This window comes from Methylobacterium nodulans ORS 2060, from assembly GCF_000022085.1.
Lineage (GTDB): Bacteria > Pseudomonadota > Alphaproteobacteria > Rhizobiales > Beijerinckiaceae > Methylobacterium > Methylobacterium nodulans.
In genome coordinates this window covers 4,896,572-4,917,500 of record NC_011894.1, presented here as the reverse complement: position 1 = coordinate 4,917,500, position 20,929 = coordinate 4,896,572, and the positions used below count along the sequence as shown (strand labels likewise).

Here is a 20,929-nt window from a genome sequence, read left to right as displayed (position 1 = left end):
TGTGGGCGGCCCTAGCCCATCCAGTGCTCTACCCCGTGAGGCATAAACGCGAGGCGCTACCTAAATAGCTTTCGCGGAGAACCAGCTATGTCCGAGTTTGATTGGCCTTTCACCCCTAGCCACACGTCATCCAAGACCTTTTCAACGGGCACTGGTGCGGACCTCCAGTGCGTGTTACCGCACCTTCATCCTGCGCATGGCTAGATCACTCGGTTTCGGGTCTAAAGCAACGAACTGAACCGCCCTGTTCAGACTCGCTTTCGCTGCGCCTCCGCCTACCGGCTTAAGCTTGCTCGTTACTTTAAGTCGCTGACCCATTATACAAAAGGTACGCGGTCACCCAGAACGCATCTTGGGCTCCCACTGTTTGTAAGCATCCGGTTTCAGGAACTGTTTCACTCCCCTCGTCGGGGTGCTTTTCACCTTTCCCTCACGGTACTGGTTCGCTATCGGTCGCTGAGGAGTACTTAGGCTTGGAGGGTGGTCCCCCCGTCTTCAGACAGGATTGCTCGTGTCCCGCCTTACTCATGGCTTCTTCTCGCCCTGACCCGTACGGGGCTGTCACCCGCTGCGGCCCGCCGTTCCAGGCGGTTCCGGTGAAGCTCGAAGAAGCACTGGCCTGATCCGCGTTCGCTCGCCACTACTGACGGAGTCTCGTTGATGTCCTTTCCTCCGGGTACTGAGATGTTTCAGTTCCCCGGGTTCGCTTCAAACCCCTATGGATTCAGGGCCTGATCCCCTCGTCGCGCCGCTTCGTCGTGCGGAGCCAAGCCAGCCGGCCTGGCCCCACACAACGAAGGGCTGAGGGTGGGTTTCCCCATTCGGAAATCCCTGGATCACAGCTCGTTCGCAGCTCCCCAAGGCTTATCGCAGCGTACCACGTCCTTCATCGCCTCTCAGCGCCAAGGCATCCACCGAATGCTCTTAAGGCACTTGATCGCTCTCATGATCGGTGTCCGGGCGAGCAAGGCTCGCTTCCGGCCACGGTCACGTCAAGACCAGCGGCAGGGCCCTTTCGGCACCCTGCCGTGTATGCTTGCCGAACACCTCCAGAGCCCCGGCTCTCGCCGGACCCCTGGACGCATTCCCTCTTCACGATGTCAAACATCCGCGCCGGCCGCATCGCGGCGGCGCGAAACCCGTTGCCCTTCCGGCGCCCGGATCCGCCGCTCGACACCGCACCCCGAGAGGAGAGTGGTGGAGCTGGACGGGATCGAACCGACGACCTCATGCTTGCAAAGCACGCGCTCTCCCAACTGAGCTACAGCCCCGCGCGGCGATCGCAGCCCCGGCGATCTGGTGGGCCTGGGACGACTCGAACGTCCGACCTCACCCTTATCAGGGGTGCGCTCTAACCACCTGAGCTACAGGCCCCAGGGATTGGCATCAGCCAATCCCCCGGAAAGGCGGAGAAAGAGAAACGAGGACGGCGCGTCCCGCCAATCGAGGCCTGACCGGCCTCGTATGATCCAACGACGCCGGGAGAGTGAGCGCACCCACGTCCACCAGCATCCTTAGAAAGGAGGTGATCCAGCCGCAGGTTCCCCTACGGCTACCTTGTTACGACTTCACCCCAGTCGCTGACCCTACCGTGGTCGCCTGCCCCCTCGCGGTTGGCGCAGCGCCGTCGGGTAAGACCAACTCCCATGGTGTGACGGGCGGTGTGTACAAGGCCCGGGAACGTATTCACCGTGGCGTGCTGATCCACGATTACTAGCGATTCCGCCTTCATGCACTCGAGTTGCAGAGTGCAATCTGAACTGAGACGGCTTTTGGGGATTTGCTCCAGGTCGCCCCTTCGCTTCCCATTGTCACCGCCATTGTAGCACGTGTGTAGCCCATCCCGTAAGGGCCATGAGGACTTGACGTCATCCCCACCTTCCTCGCGGCTTATCACCGGCAGTCCCCCTAGAGTGCCCAACTCAATGATGGCAACTAAGGGCGAGGGTTGCGCTCGTTGCGGGACTTAACCCAACATCTCACGACACGAGCTGACGACAGCCATGCAGCACCTGTGTGCAGGTCCCCGAAGGGAACCGTGAATCTCTCCACGTAGCCTGCCATGTCAAGGGATGGTAAGGTTCTGCGCGTTGCTTCGAATTAAACCACATGCTCCACCGCTTGTGCGGGCCCCCGTCAATTCCTTTGAGTTTTAATCTTGCGACCGTACTCCCCAGGCGGAATGCTTAAAGCGTTAGCGGCGCCACTGAGGTGCATGCACCCCAACGGCTAGCATTCATCGTTTACAGCGTGGACTACCAGGGTATCTAATCCTGTTTGCTCCCCACGCTTTCGCGCCTCAGCGTCAGAACCGGACCAGACAGCCGCCTTCGCCACTGGTGTTCTTGCGAATATCTACGAATTTCACCTCTACACTCGCAGTTCCGCTGTCCTCTTCCGGTCTCAAGCCCGCCAGTATCGAAGGCCATTCCGTGGTTGAGCCACGGGCTTTCACCCCCGACTTGGCGAGCCGCCTACGCGCCCTTTACGCCCAGTGATTCCGAGCAACGCTAGCCCCCTTCGTATTACCGCGGCTGCTGGCACGAAGTTAGCCGGGGCTTATTCCTCCGGTACCGTCATTATCGTCCCGAAGAAAAGAGCTTTACAACCCTAAGGCCGTCATCACTCACGCGGCATGGCTGGATCAGGCTTGCGCCCATTGTCCAATATTCCCCACTGCTGCCTCCCGTAGGAGTCTGGGCCGTGTCTCAGTCCCAGTGTGGCTGATCATCCTCTCAGACCAGCTACTGATCGTCGCCTTGGTGAGCCGTTACCCCACCAACCAGCTAATCAGACGCGGGCCGATCCTTCGGCAGTCAAGCCTTTCTCCTTGCGGACGTATCCGGTATTAGCCCTAGTTTCCCAGGGTTGTTCCGAACCGAAGGGCACGTTCCCACGCGTTACTCACCCGTCTGCCGCTGACCCCGCAGGGCCCGCTCGACTTGCATGTGTTAAGCCTGCCGCCAGCGTTCGCTCTGAGCCAGGATCAAACTCTCACCTTGAAGAGCTGACCTCAAAACGCTCGATCACAACATTGACAGGGCACACTCGATCCCGGGTTGCCCCGGATCGGTGAGCTTCCAGAAACGTCGGACCGGCGCCTCATCCTGCTCCGGCCAGGGCCCAAGCCCCAGCCCGCAAGGACAACGCCGTCCACGCTTCTCTTCCTCCGATGCACTTGTCAAAGAGCCCGCCTCAACGACAGTCCGGCCGCCCCGGGCAACCCACCCGGACCCGACCTCACAGGCTGTCGGAAAGAAGCAGAAGCAGCCGGGCCGCTGATCTCTCGCGGCCGGCGCCGATGCACAGGGATATATGCATGGGGCTCCGGCGTGTCAACACCCTGTCGCGACGGTTGCGTGATGTCGCGTCAAGCCCTGGATTTTACAGTGGTTTCTGGCGCAGGCGGCCCGTCCGGTCGCCCACAAGCGGGCAGGGGACGAGATTTCCCGGCCCGCCGAGCTCGGGACATTGCGACGATGGGCAGCGTGGCACGACGATCGTCACGGCAAGGCAGGCTTGGCTGGTGTAAGGACGGCCCGAAAGCCTCGAGCGCACAGGAGACCTTGCTCATGCAGTCGCAGTTGTCCCATGACCCGGACCGTTTCACGCTCGCCGTCGAGGTGGCACAGCGGGCCGGCGAGCGGGCTCTCGCCTTTTTCGAGCGGCGCGACGCGCTGGTGATCGAGCGCAAGAGCAGCGTCCAGGATCTGGTCTCCCAGGCCGACCGCGAGGTGGAGAGCCTGATCCGGGCGGCAATCGCGACCACGTTTCCGGACGATGCCGTGCTCGGCGAGGAAGAGGGCCTCCGGACCGGCCGCTCGAACTACACCTGGGTCGTGGATCCGATCGACGGGACGAGCCCGTTCCTCAACGGCCAGCCGAACTGGTGCGTGTCGATCGCGGTGCGCGGACCGCGGGGGATCGAGACGGGGGTGATCGCCGCGCCGGTGCTGCGCGAGACCTACCTGGCGGCCCGTGGCGCGGGTGCCACCCTGAACGGCCGCCGCCTGCAGATCGACCCGGCGACGTCGCTCACCTCGGCCAATATCGGCTACGGCGCGACCTCGCGCACAGCCGCGGTCGACGCCGCGGCCTTCGTCGAGCGGCTCTATCGCGAGAGCGGCATCCTGTTCCGCAACGGGTCGGGAGCCTTGATGCTGGCCTACGTCGCCGCGGGCCGCCTCGCGGGCTATTACGATCCCGGCCTCAGTGCCTGGGATTGCTACGCGGGCCTTCTCCTGGTGGAGGAAGCGGGCGGCGTCGCCGAGTTCGACGGCTCCGACGACATGCTCACGCGCGGGGCGCTGCGCGCCGGAACCCGCGCCGTCGTCGAGGATCTGCGCCGCCTGAGCGCCGGGCTCGGCGACGCGCCTCGCTGAGCTGCGCGACAACCCGCACGGGAACCGGGAGCGGTCGGCGCCCAGTTCCATAATCTTCCTTATGCGAATCGGGATTGTAGGCGCAAAGTTAAAGTGTCCCACCTGGGCCAGTCGGCGTGCCGCACTCCCCTGTCCGCGGCCGCGGTGGCGTGATCGGCCCGACCGCTCTCCGCTACCGGTGAACGGGTCCCTCGGACTTGGCCGTGCCGAGGATGCAGAGCGAGATGCCGACCACGCCGATCAGGGTGCCGATGGCGGATTGGTGGATATAGGACCAGTAATAGCCCGGCCCGCCGACCGCGATTCCGGCGAGCGTCAGAAGCAGGCCGCGGAATAGAGCGGGCGTCTTGACGTCCGGCAGGTAGTGGGTTGCCGCATCCATGGTCGAGCCTCGGCAGTTGGGCGCACCATCAACGCGGATCGCCCGGCGCAGGGTTCCCCGGCCAGTCGGAGCAGCTTGTCGAGCGCGACCGGCCCGGGCCGCGGTCCGCCGAGCAGAGACCTGCCCGCCGTCCCCGTTCTCAGGCCGGCCTTGCAGGATCCCGGGCCTGGAGCGGCCCGTCGACCGGAAGGTAGGCCAGGAGATCACTCCCGGGGGCCGCGTCCCGCAATCGGGCCAGCCCCCGGCTCATGTCGCGGGCGCCCGCCTCCCACCTGTCGCGGATTGAGGACGGCGAGAAGTCCAGGGTCTTGGCCGATACCTCGTCGAGGCCGGCCCGGTAGGCGAGATGCAGCAACGTCGCGCGGGGTGCCCCAGGCGTCAGCCGCTCCCGCAGCCCGTATTCCCGCTGCAGGCCGGTGATCGTGCGCCGGGTTGCGCTCGCGAAGACGAGATCGTGGGCCCGCTCCAGCACGGCATCGAGGGAGCGCGGACGCGGCGCCTTCAGGCTGAACAGTTCGACCGCGATACACAGGAGATCGCGCTCGGGCGGCTCGGCCAGCACGAGATCGATCGGCACGTTGTTCGTGTAGCCGGGATCGCAGAGGAGGCGCCCCTCGATCTCGACCGGCGGGAAGGCCGGCAGAATCGCTGTGCTCGCCAGGATATGCGCGGGGCCGATCACATCCCTTGCGGTGTCGAACACCACCTCCTCTCCGCTCTCCAGGTCGACGGCGCAGATCGACAGGCGGATGCCGCCGCGATTGAGGCGATCGAAATCCACCAGGCGTTCAAGGGTCTTGCGCAGGGGCGCGAGATCGTAGAGCGCGGTGTCGTTGGGCATCCAGGGCAGCGCCGACCAGAGGCCGGGGAACCGGTGCCGGAAGATCGAGGGCCGGCCGATCAGGGCAGCGAGCGCCGAATGCATGCCGTTGTAGACTTGGCGCAGCCTGAGGACCTCGCTCGGGGCGCGGCCGGTGTGGATCGCCGCCTCCGCCCAGAATTCCCGAAGCCGCGGCACCCGCCGCTCCGGCGGATTCCCGGCGAGCAGCGCGCCCGTCACGGCGCCGATCGATGCGCCGACGATCCGGCGCGGCTCGACGCCCTGGGCGAGGAGATGGTCGCAGGCGCCCGCCAGATAGGCGCCGAGCGCATTGCCACCGCCGAGCACCAGCGCGATGTCCGGCGGAAAGTGAGTGATTGCCTCGGTCAACGCGCCCTCATCCGGGATCGACACGACGGGGTTGCAGCGCGGCCAATGGCGCGGAGGCAGGATGGTTCCGTTCCGCGCGTCCGGCCTCCCGGGACGGCAGCCATAGCGCCTTCGATGGAAATCTGATCTCAGAGGCGCAGGTGGACCGCCCTTCAGATATCGGTTTAACAGGTTCAACCGTTCACTTAAGATAAACGCTCAAGTTATTGGTATAACTGGATAAGCTTCTAAGGAGCGGGCGATGCCCTCAGGCTTGTGCTGTACGCAAGGAAAATAAGATAAAACTTTGAAAAATAATATGTTTCAGGGAAGGGAAGCCGCCCCGCAAGCGCGGGAGGAGGTCCCGGGCGCAGGCCCGGGATCCCAGCAGTTCACCTAAGGTCTCACCGATAGGGCTCGCTGCTCGCGCTCATGCGCCTGGCCACGTAATCGCCGGTGATCGACCGCTGGCCGAACATCAGCCATGCGAGGCCGAAGCCGATGGCGCCCGCCACGAACCAGCCGGCGAGCATGGTTGCATCGACCTCTCCGACCGCTTCCCGGCCGCGCCGGACGTAGCGTGCGCCCTGCTCGGCGACATCGTCCCAGCGGTCGGACGCCTGATCGGCGAGATTGCGGGCCGCGCTCGTCGCCTGATCGTACAGGGAGTCGCTGCCCTGAGAGCCGCTGCGCGGCGATGAGCGCGTGGCGCCCATCGCGGGGCCGCCGGCCTGACTTCCAGCCATGTCCATCCTCCGATCTGTCGGCCGAGGGTCCTGCTGAGCCTCGGCGATGGCGTCCGAGTCAACGCCCCGGCCGCTGGCGGTGTTCCGGCAAAGCCGGATCGAGCCCTCACTCGTCCGCGAACCCGACGCTCCTGATCTCGCCAGGCTCCGGCCCCCAGGCGCCCAGCGTGTGGGTCTCGGCACGGCAGAGGATCTCGGCGGCTGCGCCGTCCGGGCAGGCTTCCGGGGGCCCCTCCGCGATCGCAGCGAAAGCCGCCCGGCATTCGGGATCCTGCAGGACGCGCAGGAACAGCGGCCGGTCCGCCGCGCGCAGGACTCCCCGCTCGAGCCGGGCATAGACCCGCCCCGTGGCGGGATCGGCGAACCGGATCACACGCATCTGCCGCGCACAGGCCCGCAGGAAGGCGGTGTTGCGGGCCGGCGCCATCTCGTCGGGAGCCGGATAGACGTCGTGCCGACAGCCGGCATCGACGTTGATCTTCCGGAAGCGATCGACATCGAGAAGCCGCGCGAGGTCGAAGACGGTGATCTCCCCGTTCCAGCCGAACGCCACCGTGCGCGGCCGCTCGCCCGCCGGGACGCTGTTGTCGAGAAACTCGGTATGCACGCGCCGGTCGGGCTTCAGCGCCCAGGTGAAGAACAGGCGCGGCATGCCGGTGAAGGCCTCGACGTTGTGGGCGAGCAGGTCGTCGACGGCCTTGTAGCGGCCGAAGCGTTCGCCGCGCAGCCACGCCCGCTCCACCGTCGCATCCGGCGGCGTGATCATGAACAGCATGTAGATCCGGTCGCCGAAGCGCGTGAGGAGTTGGCTTCCGTCCTCGGCGCTCGAATCCGCCGCGAAGCTGTCGAACCGGAAGCGGTCGATGAGCAGATGCGACATCCGCCCCTCGCGCGCCTTGGCGGCCATGTAGCGGTCGAGCTTCATGTTGATGATCTCGACCTCGTGGCCGGTGAGCGTGCCGGCGTAGCTCCGGGCCGGTCCCAGGGAGGCGTAGTCGAGGAGGAACTTGCGCCAGATGTCGGGGCTGATCAGTGCAAAATCCGACCACGCCGCGCCGATGCGCCCGGCGAGCGCCCGCTGGAGGGGCCGCATCGTGCTCTTGCCGGAGGCGGAGGCGCCCTTGACGTTCATGACGATTGGCTTGGCCTGCGGCGAGAGGAGAAGGTAGCCCTCCCGCATCGCCGCCTCGCGGAACCACGGGTCGATGAGCCGCCCGATCTGCTGGCTCCCATATCCGTTCGACACAAGGGGGCCGGCGATCTGCAGGATCAGCGCTTGGTCGCGGATGAGCCGGCCGCGGTGGCGGATGATCGACGCGACGACGCGGTGCAGCGCCTCGCAGGCGGCGACCGCGAGCGCGTCCTCGGCCTGTGCGGCCCGGCCGCGGGCCTCCGCGAGCAGGCGCAGGGCGCGCTCCTCGATCGGCTCCTGCGCCGGGGCCGGCAATCGGCGCCCGATGCCCAGCCGCGCCCGCCAGCCCGTGGCGGCGGCAACGGGGGGCGGAGGCGTGAAGACCGCCTCCAGCTCCTCGGCCATCATGCGGCCGGCCCGGGCCGTGAGCGTCTCGAGGGTCGCGGCGATCTCGGGAAGCCGCGGCCGGATCGCCGTCGACAGGATGCGCTCCGTCATCCGCCGGAAGTTGACCCCGAGATCCGCATATTCCTGGCCCGTGGGAACCGAGAGATCGGCGGTGACGCGGACCAGCACCTCGTGGACGGCGAGCCGCTCGGGGCGGAAGGCGACGAGATCCTGGGCCGCGAGACCGCAGACGCCGGCGAGATCCTCCGCATCGGCGAGCCGGGTGACGACGTTCTCGGGCCGGAACACCGTCGCGAGCGGCAGGAAGGCCCGCGGCAGCGTCGACTCGATGCCCGGGTTCCAGGGACCATAGGCCGGCGCGGCGGCGACCTCTTCGGCGGAAGCGCGGAGCATGGGCGGATCTCCCTGTCTCAGCTCCCTATTTGACACATGGTATCTGGTATGCCAACTTCCAGGTCGTCGCCCCTTGGTTGGGGCGACGGAAAGAGCGGACGCCGGAGCCACGGCGCCGCCGACGGTCAGGTGAGGAACGCGCCTTGAGAGCCGGCCCGCGCGGGAGCGCGGTCGGCGCGAGCGGACCCTCCGGACGCGGCGGTGCGGTGAGCCCGGCGAACCGGCCGAGACCCGAGGAAGCGCCCGATGGAGACAAGGCCCAGGCTGACCCTGGACCGGGCAATGCCCGGATGGGTGCATGACGGCGCCCAGGAATGCTGCCGGGCTCGCGCGTCCGGGCCGCTCCGCGAGATCCCCCGCGAGACAGAGGTGGAGTCCGGCTCCCCTCACCCGTGAGCCGGACCGTCTCATCCGGCTCGCCTCCCCGCAGCCGGCCCCGTGCAACCAATCAGAGCGAAGATGATCCCATGACCAAGGCACTTGAAGGTGTGAGAATCCTGGACTTCACGCATGTCCAGTCCGGGCCGACCTGCACCCAGCTCCTCGCGTGGTTCGGGGCCGACGTCATCAAGATCGAACGCCCGGGCGTCGGCGACATCACCCGCACGCAATTGCAGGACGTGCCGGATGCCGACAGCCTCTACTTCACGATGCTGAACTCGAACAAGCGTTCGATCACGCTCGATACCAAGAACCGGACGGGCATGGAGGTCCTGGAGGATCTCGTCCGCGCCTGCGACGTGCTGGTCGAGAACTTCGCGCCCGGCGCGCTCGCCCGCATGGGCCTGACCTGGGAGCGCATCCAGACGCTCAACCCGCGCATGATCGTCGCCTCGGTGAAGGGCTTCGGCCCGGGGCCCTACGAGGAGTGCAAGGTCTACGAGAACGTGGCGCAATGCGCGGGCGGCGCGGCCTCCACCACCGGCTTCCGGGATGGGCTTCCGCTGGTGACCGGCGCGCAGATCGGCGACTCGGGCACCGGCCTGCACCTCGCCCTCGGCATCGTCACGGCCCTCTACCAGCGCACCCGGACCGGCCGCGGCCAGCGGGTCGACTGCGCCATGCAGGACGGCGTGCTCAATCTCTGCCGCGTGAAGCTGCGCGACCAGCAGCGCCTCGCCCATGGGCCGCTCAAGGAGTACAGCCAGTACGGCGAGGGCATTCCGTTCGGCGATGCCGTGCCGCGGGCCGGCAACGATTCCGGCGGCGGCCAGCCCGGCCGGATCCTGAAGTGCAAGGGCTGGGAGACCGACCCCAACGCCTACCTGTACTTCATCACGCAGGCCCCGGTCTGGGAGAAGATCTGCGACGTGATCGGCGAGCCGGACTGGAAGACGCACCCGGACTATGCCAAGCCGGCCGCCCGCCTGCCCCGCCTCAACCAGATCTTCGACCGCATCGAACACTGGACGATGACGAAGACGAAGTTCGAGGCGATGGAGATCCTGAACCGGTACGACATCCCGTGCGGGCCGATCCTGTCCATGAAGGAACTGGCCGAGGAGCCCTCGCTGCGGGCGACCGGCACGGTGGTGGAGGTCGAGCACCCGGTGCGCGGCCCCTACCTGACGGTCGGCAACCCGATCAAGCTCTCCGACAGCCCGACCGAGGTGAAGCGTTCGCCGCTGCTCGGCGAGCACACCGACGAGGTGCTGCGCGAGGTGCTCGGCTACGCCGAGGACAGGATCCTCGACGTCGCTACGTCCGGTGCCATCGGCGACGTCCCGAAGATCGCCGCCGAATAGCCATCGCCCGAGCGGCCACCCACCCCGTGGCGGCGTCCGGGCGCCCCGGACGCCGCCTGCCCTGACACCCGACGGCCGCCCTCCCCGTCAGGCGGCGGCCGAACGGGGAGGCCTGCGCGCCCGCCCGGGCTCCCCTTGCGGAGGCAGCCATGCGCATCGCACTTATCGGTCAGCAGGATTTCGGCAAGGCCGTGCTCGAGGCGTTCCTCGAACGGGGCGATACGGTCGCCGGCGTGTTCTGCGCCCCGGACAAGGAGGGCGCCAAGCCCGACGCGCTGAAGCGCGCCGCCGGCGAACGCGGCCTGCCGGTCTTCCAGTTCCCGAGCCTGAAGAGCCCCGAGGCGGCCGACACGATGCGCGCGCTGGAGGCCGATCTCGGCGTGATGGCCTATGTGCTGCAGTTCGCGCCGCAGAGCTTCGTCGGCATCCCGCGCCACGGCACCATCCAGTACCACCCCTCCCTGCTGCCGCGCTATCGCGGCCCCTCCTCGATCAACTGGCCGATCGCCAAGGGCGACACCCGGACGGGCCTCACCATCTTCCGACCGACCGACGGCCTCGACGAGGGGCCGGTAATCCTCCAGAAGACCTGCGAGATCGGCCCGGACGACACCCTCGGCGACGTCTATTTCGGCCGTCTCTTCCCGATGGGCGTCGCGGCGATGCTGGAAGCGGCCGACCTCGTCGTCGTCGGGCGCCACCAGGAGGTGGTGCAGGACGAAACTCAAGCGAGCTACGAGGGCTGGTTCTCGGCCAAGGCCGCGCGCCTGCATTGGGATGCGCATGTCGACCACCTGTACAACCTGATCCGCGCCGCCAACCCGGCCCCGGGCGCCTGGACGACGATCGAGGGCCGCAAGCTTCAGCTGTTCGATTCCCGCAAGCATCCGGCCCGGACGATCTCGTCCGTAAAGGGCGCGCTCGGCGAGGTGACGGAGATCGGCGAGAGCGCGATCCGGATCACCGCACAGGGCGGGCAGATCGAGGTGTTCAAGCTGAAGCCGGAGGGCGGCGCCAAGATGTCGGCCGCAGACTTCGCCCGACAGGGCGGGATCCGGGTGGGCCAGATTCTCGGGTCGTGAGGGGCCGGGTTCCCCTCCCCCGCGGACCGGGCTCGCTCAGCCCCCGTGCGGCGCCGGAACCGGCGAGACGCCCTGCGCGTGGGCCGCCTCGCGCTCCGCTTCAAGAGCCCGGCGATAGGCCGGGCGCTGCGTCAGCCCCGCCCAATAGGCCCTGGCGAAATCCGGCAGCCGGTCCGAGAGGCCGGCATAATCGGCCAGCATGAGCGCATAGCCGACGCTGATATCGGCGGCGGTGAAGCGTCCGGCGGCGGCAAAGGGCCGGTCGCCCAGCATCGCGCCGAAGGCTTTCAGCCGCGAGGCGAACCAGCGGGCGTAATCCTCCACCACCTGCGGCAGGCGCCGCTCCTCCGCCTCGAAGCGGCCGTAGCGCAGTACGAGCGTCTGCGGCACCGTGAGGGTCGCCTCCCCGAAATGCAGGGCGTTGAGGTAGGCGCCGAAATCCGGCTCCTCGGGACGCACGCCGAGCACGCCGGGGCTGTAGCGGGCTGCGAGATACTCGCAGATCGCGGCGGATTCCGTCATGAGCGTGTCGCCGTCGCGGAAGGCCGGAATCGTGCCGAGCGGGTTGATCGCGAAATAGTCCTTGCGATGCGCCCGCGGCGGAAACGGCAGCATCACCAGATCGTAGGCGAGCCCGATCTCCTCCAGCATCCAGAGCGGCCGGAACGAGCGCGCCCCCACGCAATGATAGAGCGTCAGCACGGTCCGGTCCCCTCCCGCTAAGCAGGCTTTGCGTTGGCGTGCTACCACTTCGCCTGCTTAGGTCCTTGGTCTATCGCAGGTTTTTGCCGGAAAACCGCAGGCTCCGATCCCTGCTTGGACCACACTGGCCCAGCCGATGGCGCGGTTCAAGGCCGGGGCGGCTTCGTCAGGCGGCGCGGGCAGGCCGGGCCGGGGGCTTGTCGTCGCCGTTCACCTTCACGGCGGGCAGCGCGTCCATCACGCGCGCGGCCGGGAAGGTGACGATGACCTCGGTGCCTTCCCGCGGCTTCGACTTCAGCCGGAAGCCGCCGCCATGCAGATCGACCAGGCCCTTCACGATCGGAAGACCGAGGCCGGAGCCCTGCTCGGCGGTCTTGATCGCCAGCGAGCCGCGGCCGAAGGAGGACATCACGGTCGGGATTTCGTCCTCCGGGATGCCCGGACCCGTGTCCTTGATGCTGACATACTGGCCGCCCGAGGAGGTCCAGCCGACCTTGATGGTGATCTCGCCGCCCGGGGGCGTGAACTTGATCGCGTTCGACAGGATGTTGAGGACCACCTGCCGCACGGCCCGCTCGTCCGCCCAGAGCCGCGGCAGGGACGGATCGACCAGCTCCCTGAAGACCTGGTTCTTGGCCCGCGCGCGCAGCGCCATCATGTGCCGGCACTCCTCCACCACGTAGGCGAGCTGCACCGCCTCCTCGTTCAGCTCGTAGCGGCCTGCCTCGATGCGCGAGAGGTCGAGAATCTCGTTGATGAGGTTGAGCAGGTGCATCCCGCTGTCGTGGATGTCGGTGGAGTATTCCTGGTAGGACGGCGACGCGTGCGGCCCGAAGACCTCGTTCTTCATCACCTCCGAGAAGCCCAGGATGGCGTTGAGCGGCGTGCGCAGCTCGTGGCTCATGGTGGCGAGGAAGCGCGACTTGGCGAGGTTCGCCTCCTCGGCGCGGCGCCGCGCCTCGTCCGAGTTGGCCTTGGCCTGTTCGAGCTCGCCGAAGATCGCGTCCTTCTCGGCGCGGGACCGGAGTGCGGCGACGGTCGAGCCGTAGAGGTGGTTCGACAGGACGAGGAAGAAGAGCTGCGCGCCGACCGCCATACCGATGAGCAGCACCGATTCGAGGCCGCGCGTCATCCACGCGAGCGACAGGGTCGCGAGGCTCAGCGGCAGCAGGCCCGCGGCCGCCGCGAGCGGAACCGTCGCGGCGAGCATCGTCGTCACCGCTGCCACGATCACCAGCACGAACAGCACGAAGGTTCGCGCATTCGAGCCCTCGACCGAGAAGGCCAGCAGCACGAGGAGCGACCACGCCGTGCTCTGCAGAACCTCGCCGATCACGGCGCGCCGCCGCGCCGGCCTTAAGGAGATGGAATCCGGCTCCTGGCGCAGGAAGCGGCGGGCGAGGGCCGCGACGGCGCCAATGCAGACCAGCACGCCGCTGAGCCACAGGGCGCTCCAGGTCACCGGGAGCCAGAAGGCCGAAGCCGCCGCGACGCTGATCGCGAGCAGCATCAGAGGCAGGAAGGCGCCGATCCGGTACTGGGCGAAGACCCGCAGCAGCTCGTAGTCGAAGGCCCGCTCCAGACCGATCGACGAGGTCAGCCGCTCGCGGGCCGAGCGCACGTCGCGGGCGAGCTTGCGCCGCCGGGCCGCCTCCTCCGCGGTCGGGCCCCGCCCGCGCCGCACCATCTGCGCCGTGACTTCGGACATGGGGTGGGGACGCGCCGCTCCTGCCTGCCAGACGGGACTCTCGGCAGGAGGCTTGCGGAAAATTGTTAAGGTTGCCCTTCCGTGACCTGACAAAGGCGTGTCCATCGGCCCGGTTCGGCGGTCCGCACGGCCCGATGGCACGGATGTGCGGCAGCGCACAACCCTCACGCTTGCCTGCATGGCAGGTGTCGCCGCACACCAGCAAGGCTGGACCACTTCCAGACAACAGATGTCGGAGCTCGCGATGCCGAAGCTGACCGTCAACGGCAGGACCTTCGAGGTCGATGCCGATCCCGAAATGCCGCTCCTCTGGGCCATCCGCGACCACCTGAACCTCACCGGCACGAAATACGGCTGCGGCATCGCGCAATGCGGTGCCTGCACGGTCCATATCGACGGCCAGCCGACCCGCTCCTGCCAGACGCGCATCGGCGACGTGGCGGAGGCCCGGATCACCACGATCGAAGGCGTCTCCGGCCGGGTCGCCGAGGCGGTGCAGGCGGCGTGGCGCAACCTCGACGTGGTGCAGTGCGGCTACTGCCAGTCGGGACAGATCATGTCGGCGATCGGGCTGCTCAGCGAGAACAAGACGCCGAGCGACGCGGATATCGACAGCGCCATGGACGGCAATATCTGCCGCTGCGGCACCTACCAGCGCATCCGTGCGGCGATCCACGACGCCGCCCGCTCCCTCGCCTGACACGGGAGGCCGTTCATGTTCCATGCTCTGCGCGCCAAGCGCACCCTCGCCCCCTCCCGCCGTGCGTTCCTCACCGGGAGTGCCGCCATGGGCGGCGCCCTCGTGATCGGGTTCCACTTCGACATGGCCGGAACCCGCGCCCGCGCCGCCGAAGGCCCCGATTTCTCGAAGGTTGCGACGAAGCCCAACGCCTTCGTGCGCATCGCCGCCGACGACAGCGTCACGGTGGTGATCAAGCATCTCGACATGGGCCAGGGCAACACCACCGGGCTTGCCACCATCCTGGCGGACGAGCTCGACGCGGACTGGGCGCAGGTGCGCACCGCCTTCGCGCCCGCCGACGCCGCGCTCTACAACAACCTCGCCTTCGGGCCGATCCAGGGCACCGGCGGCTCGACGGCGGTGGCCAATTCCTGGATCCAGCTCCGCAAGGCCGGTGCCGCCGCCCGCGCCATGCTGGTCTCGGCCGCCGCGGCCGAATGGAAGGCGCCGGCCGGCGAGATCACGGTCCGGAAGGGCATCCTGCGCCATGCCGCCACCGGCAGGGAGGCGCGCTTCGGCGCCTTGGCGGCCGCGGCCGCCGCGCAGCCCGTGCCGGAGAATCCGCGCCTGAAGGAGCCGAAGGAGTGGGTGCTGATCGGGAGCAAACTCCCGCGGCTCGATTCGGGCATCAAGACCAACGGCAGCGCGGTCTACGCCCTCGACATCCGTCGGCCGAACCAGCTCACGGCCGTGGTGGCGCGCGCGCCGCGCTTCGGCGCGACGCTCCGGAGCCTGGACGATTCGGCGGCCCGCAAGGTGGCGGGCGTGGTCGACGTCGTGAAGATCCCGAGCGGCGTCGCCGTGGTGGCCCGCGACACCTGGTCGGCCATGAAGGGCCGCGAGGCCCTGACGCTGACCTGGGACGACAGCGCGGCGGAGACCCGCTCCTCGGAGGCGCAAGCCGCCGCCTACAAGGCCCTGGCGGCCAAGCCCGGCACCGTCGCGGCCCGGCAGGGCGACGCGGCGGCCGGCATCAAGGGCGCCGCGAAGGTGCTGGAGGCGGAGTTCAGCTTCCCGTTCCTCGCTCATGCGCCGATGGAGCCGCTCAACGCCACCATCGAGAAGGCCGCGGATGGAGGCTACGAGATCCATGCGGGCTCGCAGTTCCAGACCATCGAGCAGGTGGTGGCCGCGCAGATCCTCGGCACCACGCCGGACAAGGTCCGCATCAACACGGTCTGGGCCGGCGGCTCCTTCGGCCGGCGGGCGACCGCCTCGGCGGACTACATCGCGGAAGCCGCCGCCGTGCTGAAGGCGACGGGCGAGACCCGGCCGATCCACCTCGTCTGGACGCGCGAGGACGACATCACTGGCGGCTATTACCGGCCGGCCGCCTATCACCGCATCCGCGCCGGCCTCGACGCCAGGGGCGGCATCGCGGGCTGGGAGCACACCATCGTCGGCAAGTCGATCCTGATCGGCACGCCCATGGAGGCGATGATGGTGAAGGACGGGGTCGACGCGACCTCCGTCGAGGGCGCGGCGGACACGCCCTACGCGCTGCCCGCCTATCGCTTCGACGTGCACAATGTGCGCGACGCGGTGCCGGTGCTGTGGTGGCGCTCGGTCGGCCATTCGCACACCGCGCAGGCCATGGAGGTGTTCATCGACGAACTCGCCCATGCGGCGGGGCAGGATCCGGTGGCCTACCGTCTCGGCCTGCTGCAGAAGGCGCCGCGCCTCTCGGGTGCGCTGCGTCTCGCCGCCGAGAAGGCCGGCTGGAGCGCCCGGCAGGCCAAGCCCGGCCAGGGCCTCGGCGTCGCGGCCCACCAATCCTTCGGCTCCTACGTGGCGATGGTGGCCGAGGTCACGGTCGATGCCGGCCGGGTGAAGGTGAACCGCATCGTCGCGGCGGTGGATGTGGGCGTGCCGGTCAACCCGGACGTGATCCGCGCCCAGGTCGAGGGCGCGGTCGGCTTCGCGCTCTCGGCGGTGCTGCGCAATCGCATCACCTTCAAGGACGGCGAGGTGCAGGAGAAGAACTTCGACGCCTACGAGCCGACCCGCATGAGCGAGATGCCGAAGGTCGAGGTGCATATCGTGCCCTCGACCGAGGCGCCGACCGGCATCGGCGAGCCGGGCGTGCCCACCCTCGCACCCGCGATCTCGAACGCGATCTTCGCGGCGACGGGCCACCGTCTGCGCTCGCTGCCCCTCGACCTCGCGGCCCTGCGCGGGGTGTGACAGCGCACCTCGGCAGGGCCGGGATCCTGCTATCAGGGAGAGGACCAGACGTTTCGAGACCTTCCCAGCGCGGCTTCGGCCGCGCTTCTTTTTTGGCCCCGACCTTGACGGCGCCGCGATCCGGGACGAGGAGCAGCCCCCTTCCGGTTCCGAGCCGCAGCCCGTGCCTTGAGCATGGCGCGCCTGCCCTCCTCGTTCTTAAGCCCCTGGCGGAGCCTTCCCGATGACACCTCCCGTTTCGATCGGGATCGATTTCGGCACGACCAATACGGTGGTGGCGCTGGCCGACCCGGACGGCCGGGTCGAGGCCGTCCGCTTCCGGCATCGCGATGCGGATCTGCGGGTCTACCTCTCGGCCCTGTCCTTCTGGCAGGAGGGGCGCGGCGCCTCGGCCCGGACGCGCAGGGCCGGCGGCCCCTTCGCGGTCGATGCCTTCCTGGAGGGGCATCTCGGCCTTCGCTTCGTCCAATCCTTCAAGAGCTTCGCGGCGAGCGCGGCCTTCAAGGAAACCCGCATCTTCCGCGATCGCTTCCAGTTCGAGGATCTGCTGGCGGCCTTCGTGCGCACGCTCCTGCAGGATGCCGGGGCGCCGCTCGATCTCGCCAGCGGGCGAGTGGTGATCGGGCGCCCGGTGCGCTTCGTCGGCCACAATCCCGACGAGGCGCTGGCGATGCGCCGCTACGCGGCGGCCTTCTCGCGGCTCGGGGTCGGCGATGCGCTCTATGCCTACGAGCCCGTCGGCGCCGCCTTCTTCTACGCCCGGCGCCTGGAGGGCGAGGCCACGGTGCTGATCGCCGATTTCGGCGGCGGGACGAGCGACTTCTCGGTGATGCGCTTCGCCCGCAGCGACGGCCGCCTCACCGCGACCCCGCTCGGCCATAGCGGCCTCGGCATCGCGGGCGACGCCTTCGATTCCCGCATCGTCGACCACCTCGTCGCGCCGCATCTCGGCAAGGGCGGCACCTACCGCTCAATGGGCGGCAAGATCCTGCCCCTGCCCGCCCACTACTACGCGAACCTGTCCCGCTGGCACCAGCTTGCCCTGATGAAGTGGTCGGGCGACCTCCAGGACCTGCAGGATCTCGCGCGGTTCGCCGTCGATCCGGCGCCGCTGGAGCGGTTCATCGATCTGGTCGAGAACGATCTCGGCTTCGCCCTCTACCAGTCGGTCTCGGCCACGAAGGTCGCGCTTTCGGGCGAGGAGCGGGCGGAACTCCACTTCCGGGGTCCGGGGACGGCGGTCGAGGTGAGGCGCTCGCTCTCACGGGCCGAGTTCGAGCAGCTGATCGCGCCGGATGTGGCGCGCATCGCGGATGCGGTCGATCAAGCCCTGGCCTCGGCCGAGCTGTCTCCCGGCGCCATCGATCAGGTGTTCCTCACCGGCGGAACCTCCTTCGTGCCGGCGATCCGGTCGCTCTTCGCGGAAAAATTCGGGCCGGAGCGCGTGGCCTCCTCGGACCAGTTCGAATCGATCGCGCACGGCCTCGCGCTCCTCGGCCAGCTTCCGGATGCCGAGCGCTGGGCCGCCGGGCGCCTGTAGCGCCGCGCGCCCGCTCCGGGAACCGCTTCCCCCGCCCGAGAGGGAATCCATCCCTCGCCTGCCCTTGATTTCCCGCCGCGGCCTGTGGTCGGTGGAGGCGGACACCCTGCGAGCGCCCATGCCCGACACCCCTTCTCCCCGCGACCGGCTCATCGTCGCCCTCGACATGGCGACGACCGACGAGGCCGAGCGCCTGATCGATCGCCTCGGCGACGCCGCGTCCTTCTACAAGATCGGCTACCGGCTCGGCTATGCGGGTGGCCTCGCCCTCGCCGAGCGGCTGGTGAAGGGCGGCGCGAAGGTCTTCCTCGATCTCAAGCTCCACGACATCGGCAACACCGTCGAGGAGGGCGTGCAGTCCCTCGCGCGGCTCGGCGCGCATCTGCTCACGGTGCACGCCTATCCGCAGACGATGCGGGCGGCCGTCCGCGGGCGCGATTCCGTTCCGGGCAGCGCGCTGCGCCTCCTCGCCGTGACGGTGCTCACCTCCTACGACGATGCGGATGCCCGCGAGGCGGGCTATGCCCTGAGCGTGTCCGAACTGGTGGCGATCCGCGCCCTCGCGGCGCGCGAGATCGGCATCGACGGCATCGTCTGCGCGGCGACCGAAGCGGCGCAGGTGCGCGAGATCGTCGGACCGGACGGCCTCATCGTGACGCCCGGCATCCGGCCGGCCGGCTCCGATACGGGCGACCAGAAGCGCGTCGTGACGCCGGCCGCCGCCATCCGCGCGGGCGTCGACTACATCGTGGTCGGCCGCCCGATCACGGCAGCCGCCGATCCCCGCGCGGTGGCGCAGAGCATCGTCGCCGAGATCGCGGCGGCCTGACGAGGGAGGACGAGCGATGCCGAAGGGATACTGGGTCGCGCGCGTCGACGTGCACAACCCGGACGCCTACAAGAACTACGTCGCGGCGAATGGAGCGGCCTTCGCCAAGTTCGGCGGGCGGTTCCTCGTGCGCGGCGGCGCCTTCCAGGCGGTGAGCGGCACGAGCCGCCAGCGCAACGTCGTGCTCGAGTTTCCGAGCTACGCCGACGCGCTCGCCTGCTGGAACTCGCCCGAATACCAGGCCGCCCGGGCCAAGCAGGAGGGCGGGGCCGAGCTCGATCTCATCATCATCGAGGGCTATGACGGCCCGCAGCCGACGTTATCGGCGCCGCCGCCGCCCGCCAGCCCGGCTTCGGAATGAGCTGATCCGACCCGCGCGGCCGCGCGGGTCGGACGTGGCGGCCCCGATCAGGCCGCCATCGCGGCCTTCAGGTTGGCGTCGATCTTGTCGAGGAAGCCGGTCGTCGAGAGCCAGCGCTGCTCGGCGCCGACGAGGAGCGCGAGATCCTTCGTCATGAAGCCGGCCTCGACCGTGTCGATGCAGACCTTCTCCAGGGTCGTCGCGAACTTCGCCAGCTCGGCGTTGTCGTCGAGCTTGGCGCGGTGCGACAGGCCGCGGGTCCAGGCGAAGATCGACGCGATCGAGTTCGTCGAGGTCTCCTTGCCCTTTTGGTGCTCGCGGTAGTGGCGGGTGACCGTGCCGTGCGCGGCCTCGGCCTCGACGGTCTGGCCATCGGGCGTCAGCAGCACGGAGGTCATCAGGCCGAGCGAGCCGAAGCCCTGCGCGACCGTATCGGACTGCACGTCGCCGTCGTAGTTCTTGCAGGCCCACACATAGCCGCCCGACCACTTCAGGGCCGAGGCCACCATGTCGTCGATCAGCCGGTGCTCGTAGACGATGCCGGCCGCGTCGAACTTCGCCTTGAACTCGTTCTGGTACACCTCCTCGAAGATGTCCTTGAAGCGGCCGTCATAGGCCTTGAGGATGGTGTTCTTGGTCGAGAGATAGACCGGGAACTTGCGGGCGAGCCCGTAATTCAGCGAGGCGCGGGCGAAATCGCGGATCGAATCATCCAGGTTGTACATCGCCAGGGCGACGCCGGCATCCGGGAACTTGAACACCTCGCGCTCGATGACGGTGCCGTCCTCGCCCTCGAACTTCATGGTGAGCCGGCCCTTGCCCGGGACCTTGAAGTCGGTGGCGCGGTACTGGTCGCCGAAGGCATGGCGGCCGACGACGATCGGCTGCGTCCAGCCCGGCACGAGGCGCGGCACGTTCCGGCAGATGATCGGCTCGCGGAAGATCACACCGCCCAGGATGTTGCGGATCGTGCCGTTCGGCGACTTCCACATCTCCTTGAGGTTGAACTCCTTCACCCTTGCCTCGTCCGGCGTGATGGTGGCGCACTTCACCCCGACGCCATGCCGTTTGATCGCCTCGGCAGCCTCGATCGTCACCCTGTCGTTCGTGGCATCGCGATGCTCGATCCCGAGATCGTAGTACTCCAGAGGGATATCGAGATACGGATGGATCAACTTGTCCTTGATGTACTGCCAGATGATCCGCGTCATCTCATCCCCATCGAGTTCGACGACGGGATTCGTGACCTTGATCTTTGCCATGACCGACCAGCCTTCCGTGTGGCGCGAGCGTGCCGGCCCGTCGCGCGGATCTGGTTCGCCCGAGGGGACCGGCCGTCGCGCGGTCATAGCGCGCTGCACCATGAGGGGGAAGCCGCCCACGCCGGCCCCGGCGCCCACGAAA

At 68.2% G+C, this 20,929-nt stretch carries 15 protein-coding genes, 2 tRNA genes and 2 rRNA genes (1 of these 19 only partly in view); 8 read left to right on the top strand and 11 right to left on the bottom strand.

Annotated elements, in window-relative coordinates; all coding sequences use genetic code 11:
• The 4 genes from MNOD_RS22795 to MNOD_RS22780 all read right to left on the bottom strand — a co-directional run.
• Positions 1 to 939: ribosomal RNA gene (locus MNOD_RS22795) — 23S ribosomal RNA — on the bottom strand (it extends 1,871 nt beyond the left edge of the window).
• Positions 940 to 1,195: 256 nt separating this feature from the next.
• Positions 1,196 to 1,271 (bottom strand) — tRNA-Ala (locus tag MNOD_RS22790).
• 26 nt (positions 1,272 to 1,297) lie between these two features.
• Positions 1,298 to 1,374: transfer RNA gene (locus MNOD_RS22785), tRNA-Ile, on the bottom strand.
• A gap of 144 nt (positions 1,375 to 1,518) precedes the next feature.
• Positions 1,519 to 3,002: ribosomal RNA gene (locus MNOD_RS22780) — 16S ribosomal RNA — on the bottom strand.
• Together the 16S and 23S rRNA genes with 2 tRNA genes alongside form the textbook arrangement of a ribosomal RNA operon.
• A gap of 570 nt (positions 3,003 to 3,572) precedes the next feature.
• On the opposite strand from MNOD_RS22780, the gene MNOD_RS22775 reads away from it, so the two are divergent.
• Positions 3,573 to 4,382 carry an inositol monophosphatase family protein gene (locus tag MNOD_RS22775; protein WP_015931320.1) on the top strand — a complete coding sequence of 270 codons (810 nt, stop codon included), beginning with the start codon at positions 3,573 to 3,575 and terminating at the stop codon, positions 4,380 to 4,382.
• A gap of 172 nt (positions 4,383 to 4,554) precedes the next feature.
• Here MNOD_RS22775 and MNOD_RS22770 read toward each other — a convergent pair whose 3' ends face one another.
• The 4 genes from MNOD_RS22770 to MNOD_RS22755 all read right to left on the bottom strand — a co-directional run bounded on the left by MNOD_RS22770 (position 4,555) and on the right by MNOD_RS22755 (position 8,632).
• A complete protein-coding gene (locus MNOD_RS22770) occupies positions 4,555 to 4,764 on the bottom strand; it encodes a hypothetical protein (RefSeq protein WP_015931319.1) in 210 nt (69 codons plus the stop codon).
• Positions 4,765 to 4,903: 139 nt separating this feature from the next.
• Positions 4,904 to 5,974, bottom strand: coding sequence for a patatin-like phospholipase family protein (locus MNOD_RS22765; protein ID WP_015931318.1), 1,071 nt, complete (start codon positions 5,972 to 5,974; stop codon positions 4,904 to 4,906).
• A 383-nt stretch (positions 5,975 to 6,357) separates the two neighbouring features.
• Positions 6,358 to 6,699: a hypothetical protein gene (locus MNOD_RS22760; protein ID WP_015931317.1), complete on the bottom strand. Its 342-nt coding sequence runs from the start codon at positions 6,697 to 6,699 to the stop codon at positions 6,358 to 6,360.
• Positions 6,700 to 6,805: 106 nt separating this feature from the next.
• A complete protein-coding gene (locus MNOD_RS22755) occupies positions 6,806 to 8,632 on the bottom strand; it encodes a DEAD/DEAH box helicase family protein (RefSeq protein WP_015931316.1) in 1,827 nt (608 codons plus the stop codon).
• Between the two features lie 467 nt (positions 8,633 to 9,099).
• Between MNOD_RS22755 and frc the strand changes: the two genes are divergently transcribed.
• Both frc and MNOD_RS22745 read left to right on the top strand, forming a co-directional pair.
• Positions 9,100 to 10,377 (top strand): formyl-CoA transferase, encoded by a 1,278-nt coding sequence (gene frc / locus MNOD_RS22750; protein ID WP_015931315.1) that lies wholly within the window; start codon positions 9,100 to 9,102, stop codon positions 10,375 to 10,377.
• Positions 10,378 to 10,526: 149 nt separating this feature from the next.
• Positions 10,527 to 11,459: a methionyl-tRNA formyltransferase gene (locus MNOD_RS22745; protein WP_015931314.1), complete on the top strand. Its 933-nt coding sequence runs from the start codon at positions 10,527 to 10,529 to the stop codon at positions 11,457 to 11,459.
• Between the two features lie 36 nt (positions 11,460 to 11,495).
• On the opposite strand, the gene MNOD_RS22740 is transcribed toward MNOD_RS22745, so the two are convergent.
• Positions 11,496 to 12,161: a glutathione S-transferase family protein gene (locus MNOD_RS22740; RefSeq protein WP_015931313.1), complete on the bottom strand. Its 666-nt coding sequence runs from the start codon at positions 12,159 to 12,161 to the stop codon at positions 11,496 to 11,498.
• A 166-nt stretch (positions 12,162 to 12,327) separates the two neighbouring features.
• Positions 12,328 to 13,869 (bottom strand): sensor histidine kinase, encoded by a 1,542-nt coding sequence (locus MNOD_RS22735; RefSeq protein ID WP_015931312.1) that lies wholly within the window; start codon positions 13,867 to 13,869, stop codon positions 12,328 to 12,330.
• A 244-nt stretch (positions 13,870 to 14,113) separates the two neighbouring features.
• Here MNOD_RS22735 and MNOD_RS22730 point away from each other — a divergent pair, with 244 nt between their 5' ends.
• The 5 genes from MNOD_RS22730 (at position 14,114) to MNOD_RS22710 (ending at position 19,525) form a co-directional block, all read left to right on the top strand.
• Positions 14,114 to 14,569, top strand: coding sequence for a (2Fe-2S)-binding protein (locus MNOD_RS22730; protein WP_015931311.1), 456 nt, complete (start codon positions 14,114 to 14,116; stop codon positions 14,567 to 14,569).
• Between the two features lie 15 nt (positions 14,570 to 14,584).
• Positions 14,585 to 16,795 carry a xanthine dehydrogenase family protein molybdopterin-binding subunit gene (locus MNOD_RS22725; protein ID WP_015931310.1) on the top strand — a complete coding sequence of 737 codons (2,211 nt, stop codon included), beginning with the start codon at positions 14,585 to 14,587 and terminating at the stop codon, positions 16,793 to 16,795.
• A gap of 223 nt (positions 16,796 to 17,018) precedes the next feature.
• On the top strand, positions 17,019 to 18,335 hold the full coding sequence (locus MNOD_RS22720) for an Hsp70 family protein (protein WP_015931309.1): 1,317 nt from the start codon (positions 17,019 to 17,021) through the stop codon (positions 18,333 to 18,335).
• A 118-nt stretch (positions 18,336 to 18,453) separates the two neighbouring features.
• Positions 18,454 to 19,164 carry an orotidine-5'-phosphate decarboxylase gene (gene pyrF / locus MNOD_RS22715; RefSeq protein WP_015931308.1) on the top strand — a complete coding sequence of 237 codons (711 nt, stop codon included), beginning with the start codon at positions 18,454 to 18,456 and terminating at the stop codon, positions 19,162 to 19,164.
• Positions 19,165 to 19,180: 16 nt separating this feature from the next.
• The gene (locus tag MNOD_RS22710) at positions 19,181 to 19,525 is read left to right on the top strand and encodes a DUF1330 domain-containing protein (protein WP_015931307.1); all 345 of its coding nucleotides are present in this window, start codon (positions 19,181 to 19,183) and stop codon (positions 19,523 to 19,525) included.
• 47 nt (positions 19,526 to 19,572) lie between these two features.
• Here MNOD_RS22710 and MNOD_RS22705 read toward each other — a convergent pair whose 3' ends face one another.
• Positions 19,573 to 20,787 (bottom strand): NADP-dependent isocitrate dehydrogenase, encoded by a 1,215-nt coding sequence (locus MNOD_RS22705; RefSeq protein WP_015931306.1) that lies wholly within the window; start codon positions 20,785 to 20,787, stop codon positions 19,573 to 19,575.
• Between the last annotated feature and the right edge of the window lie 142 nt (positions 20,788 to 20,929).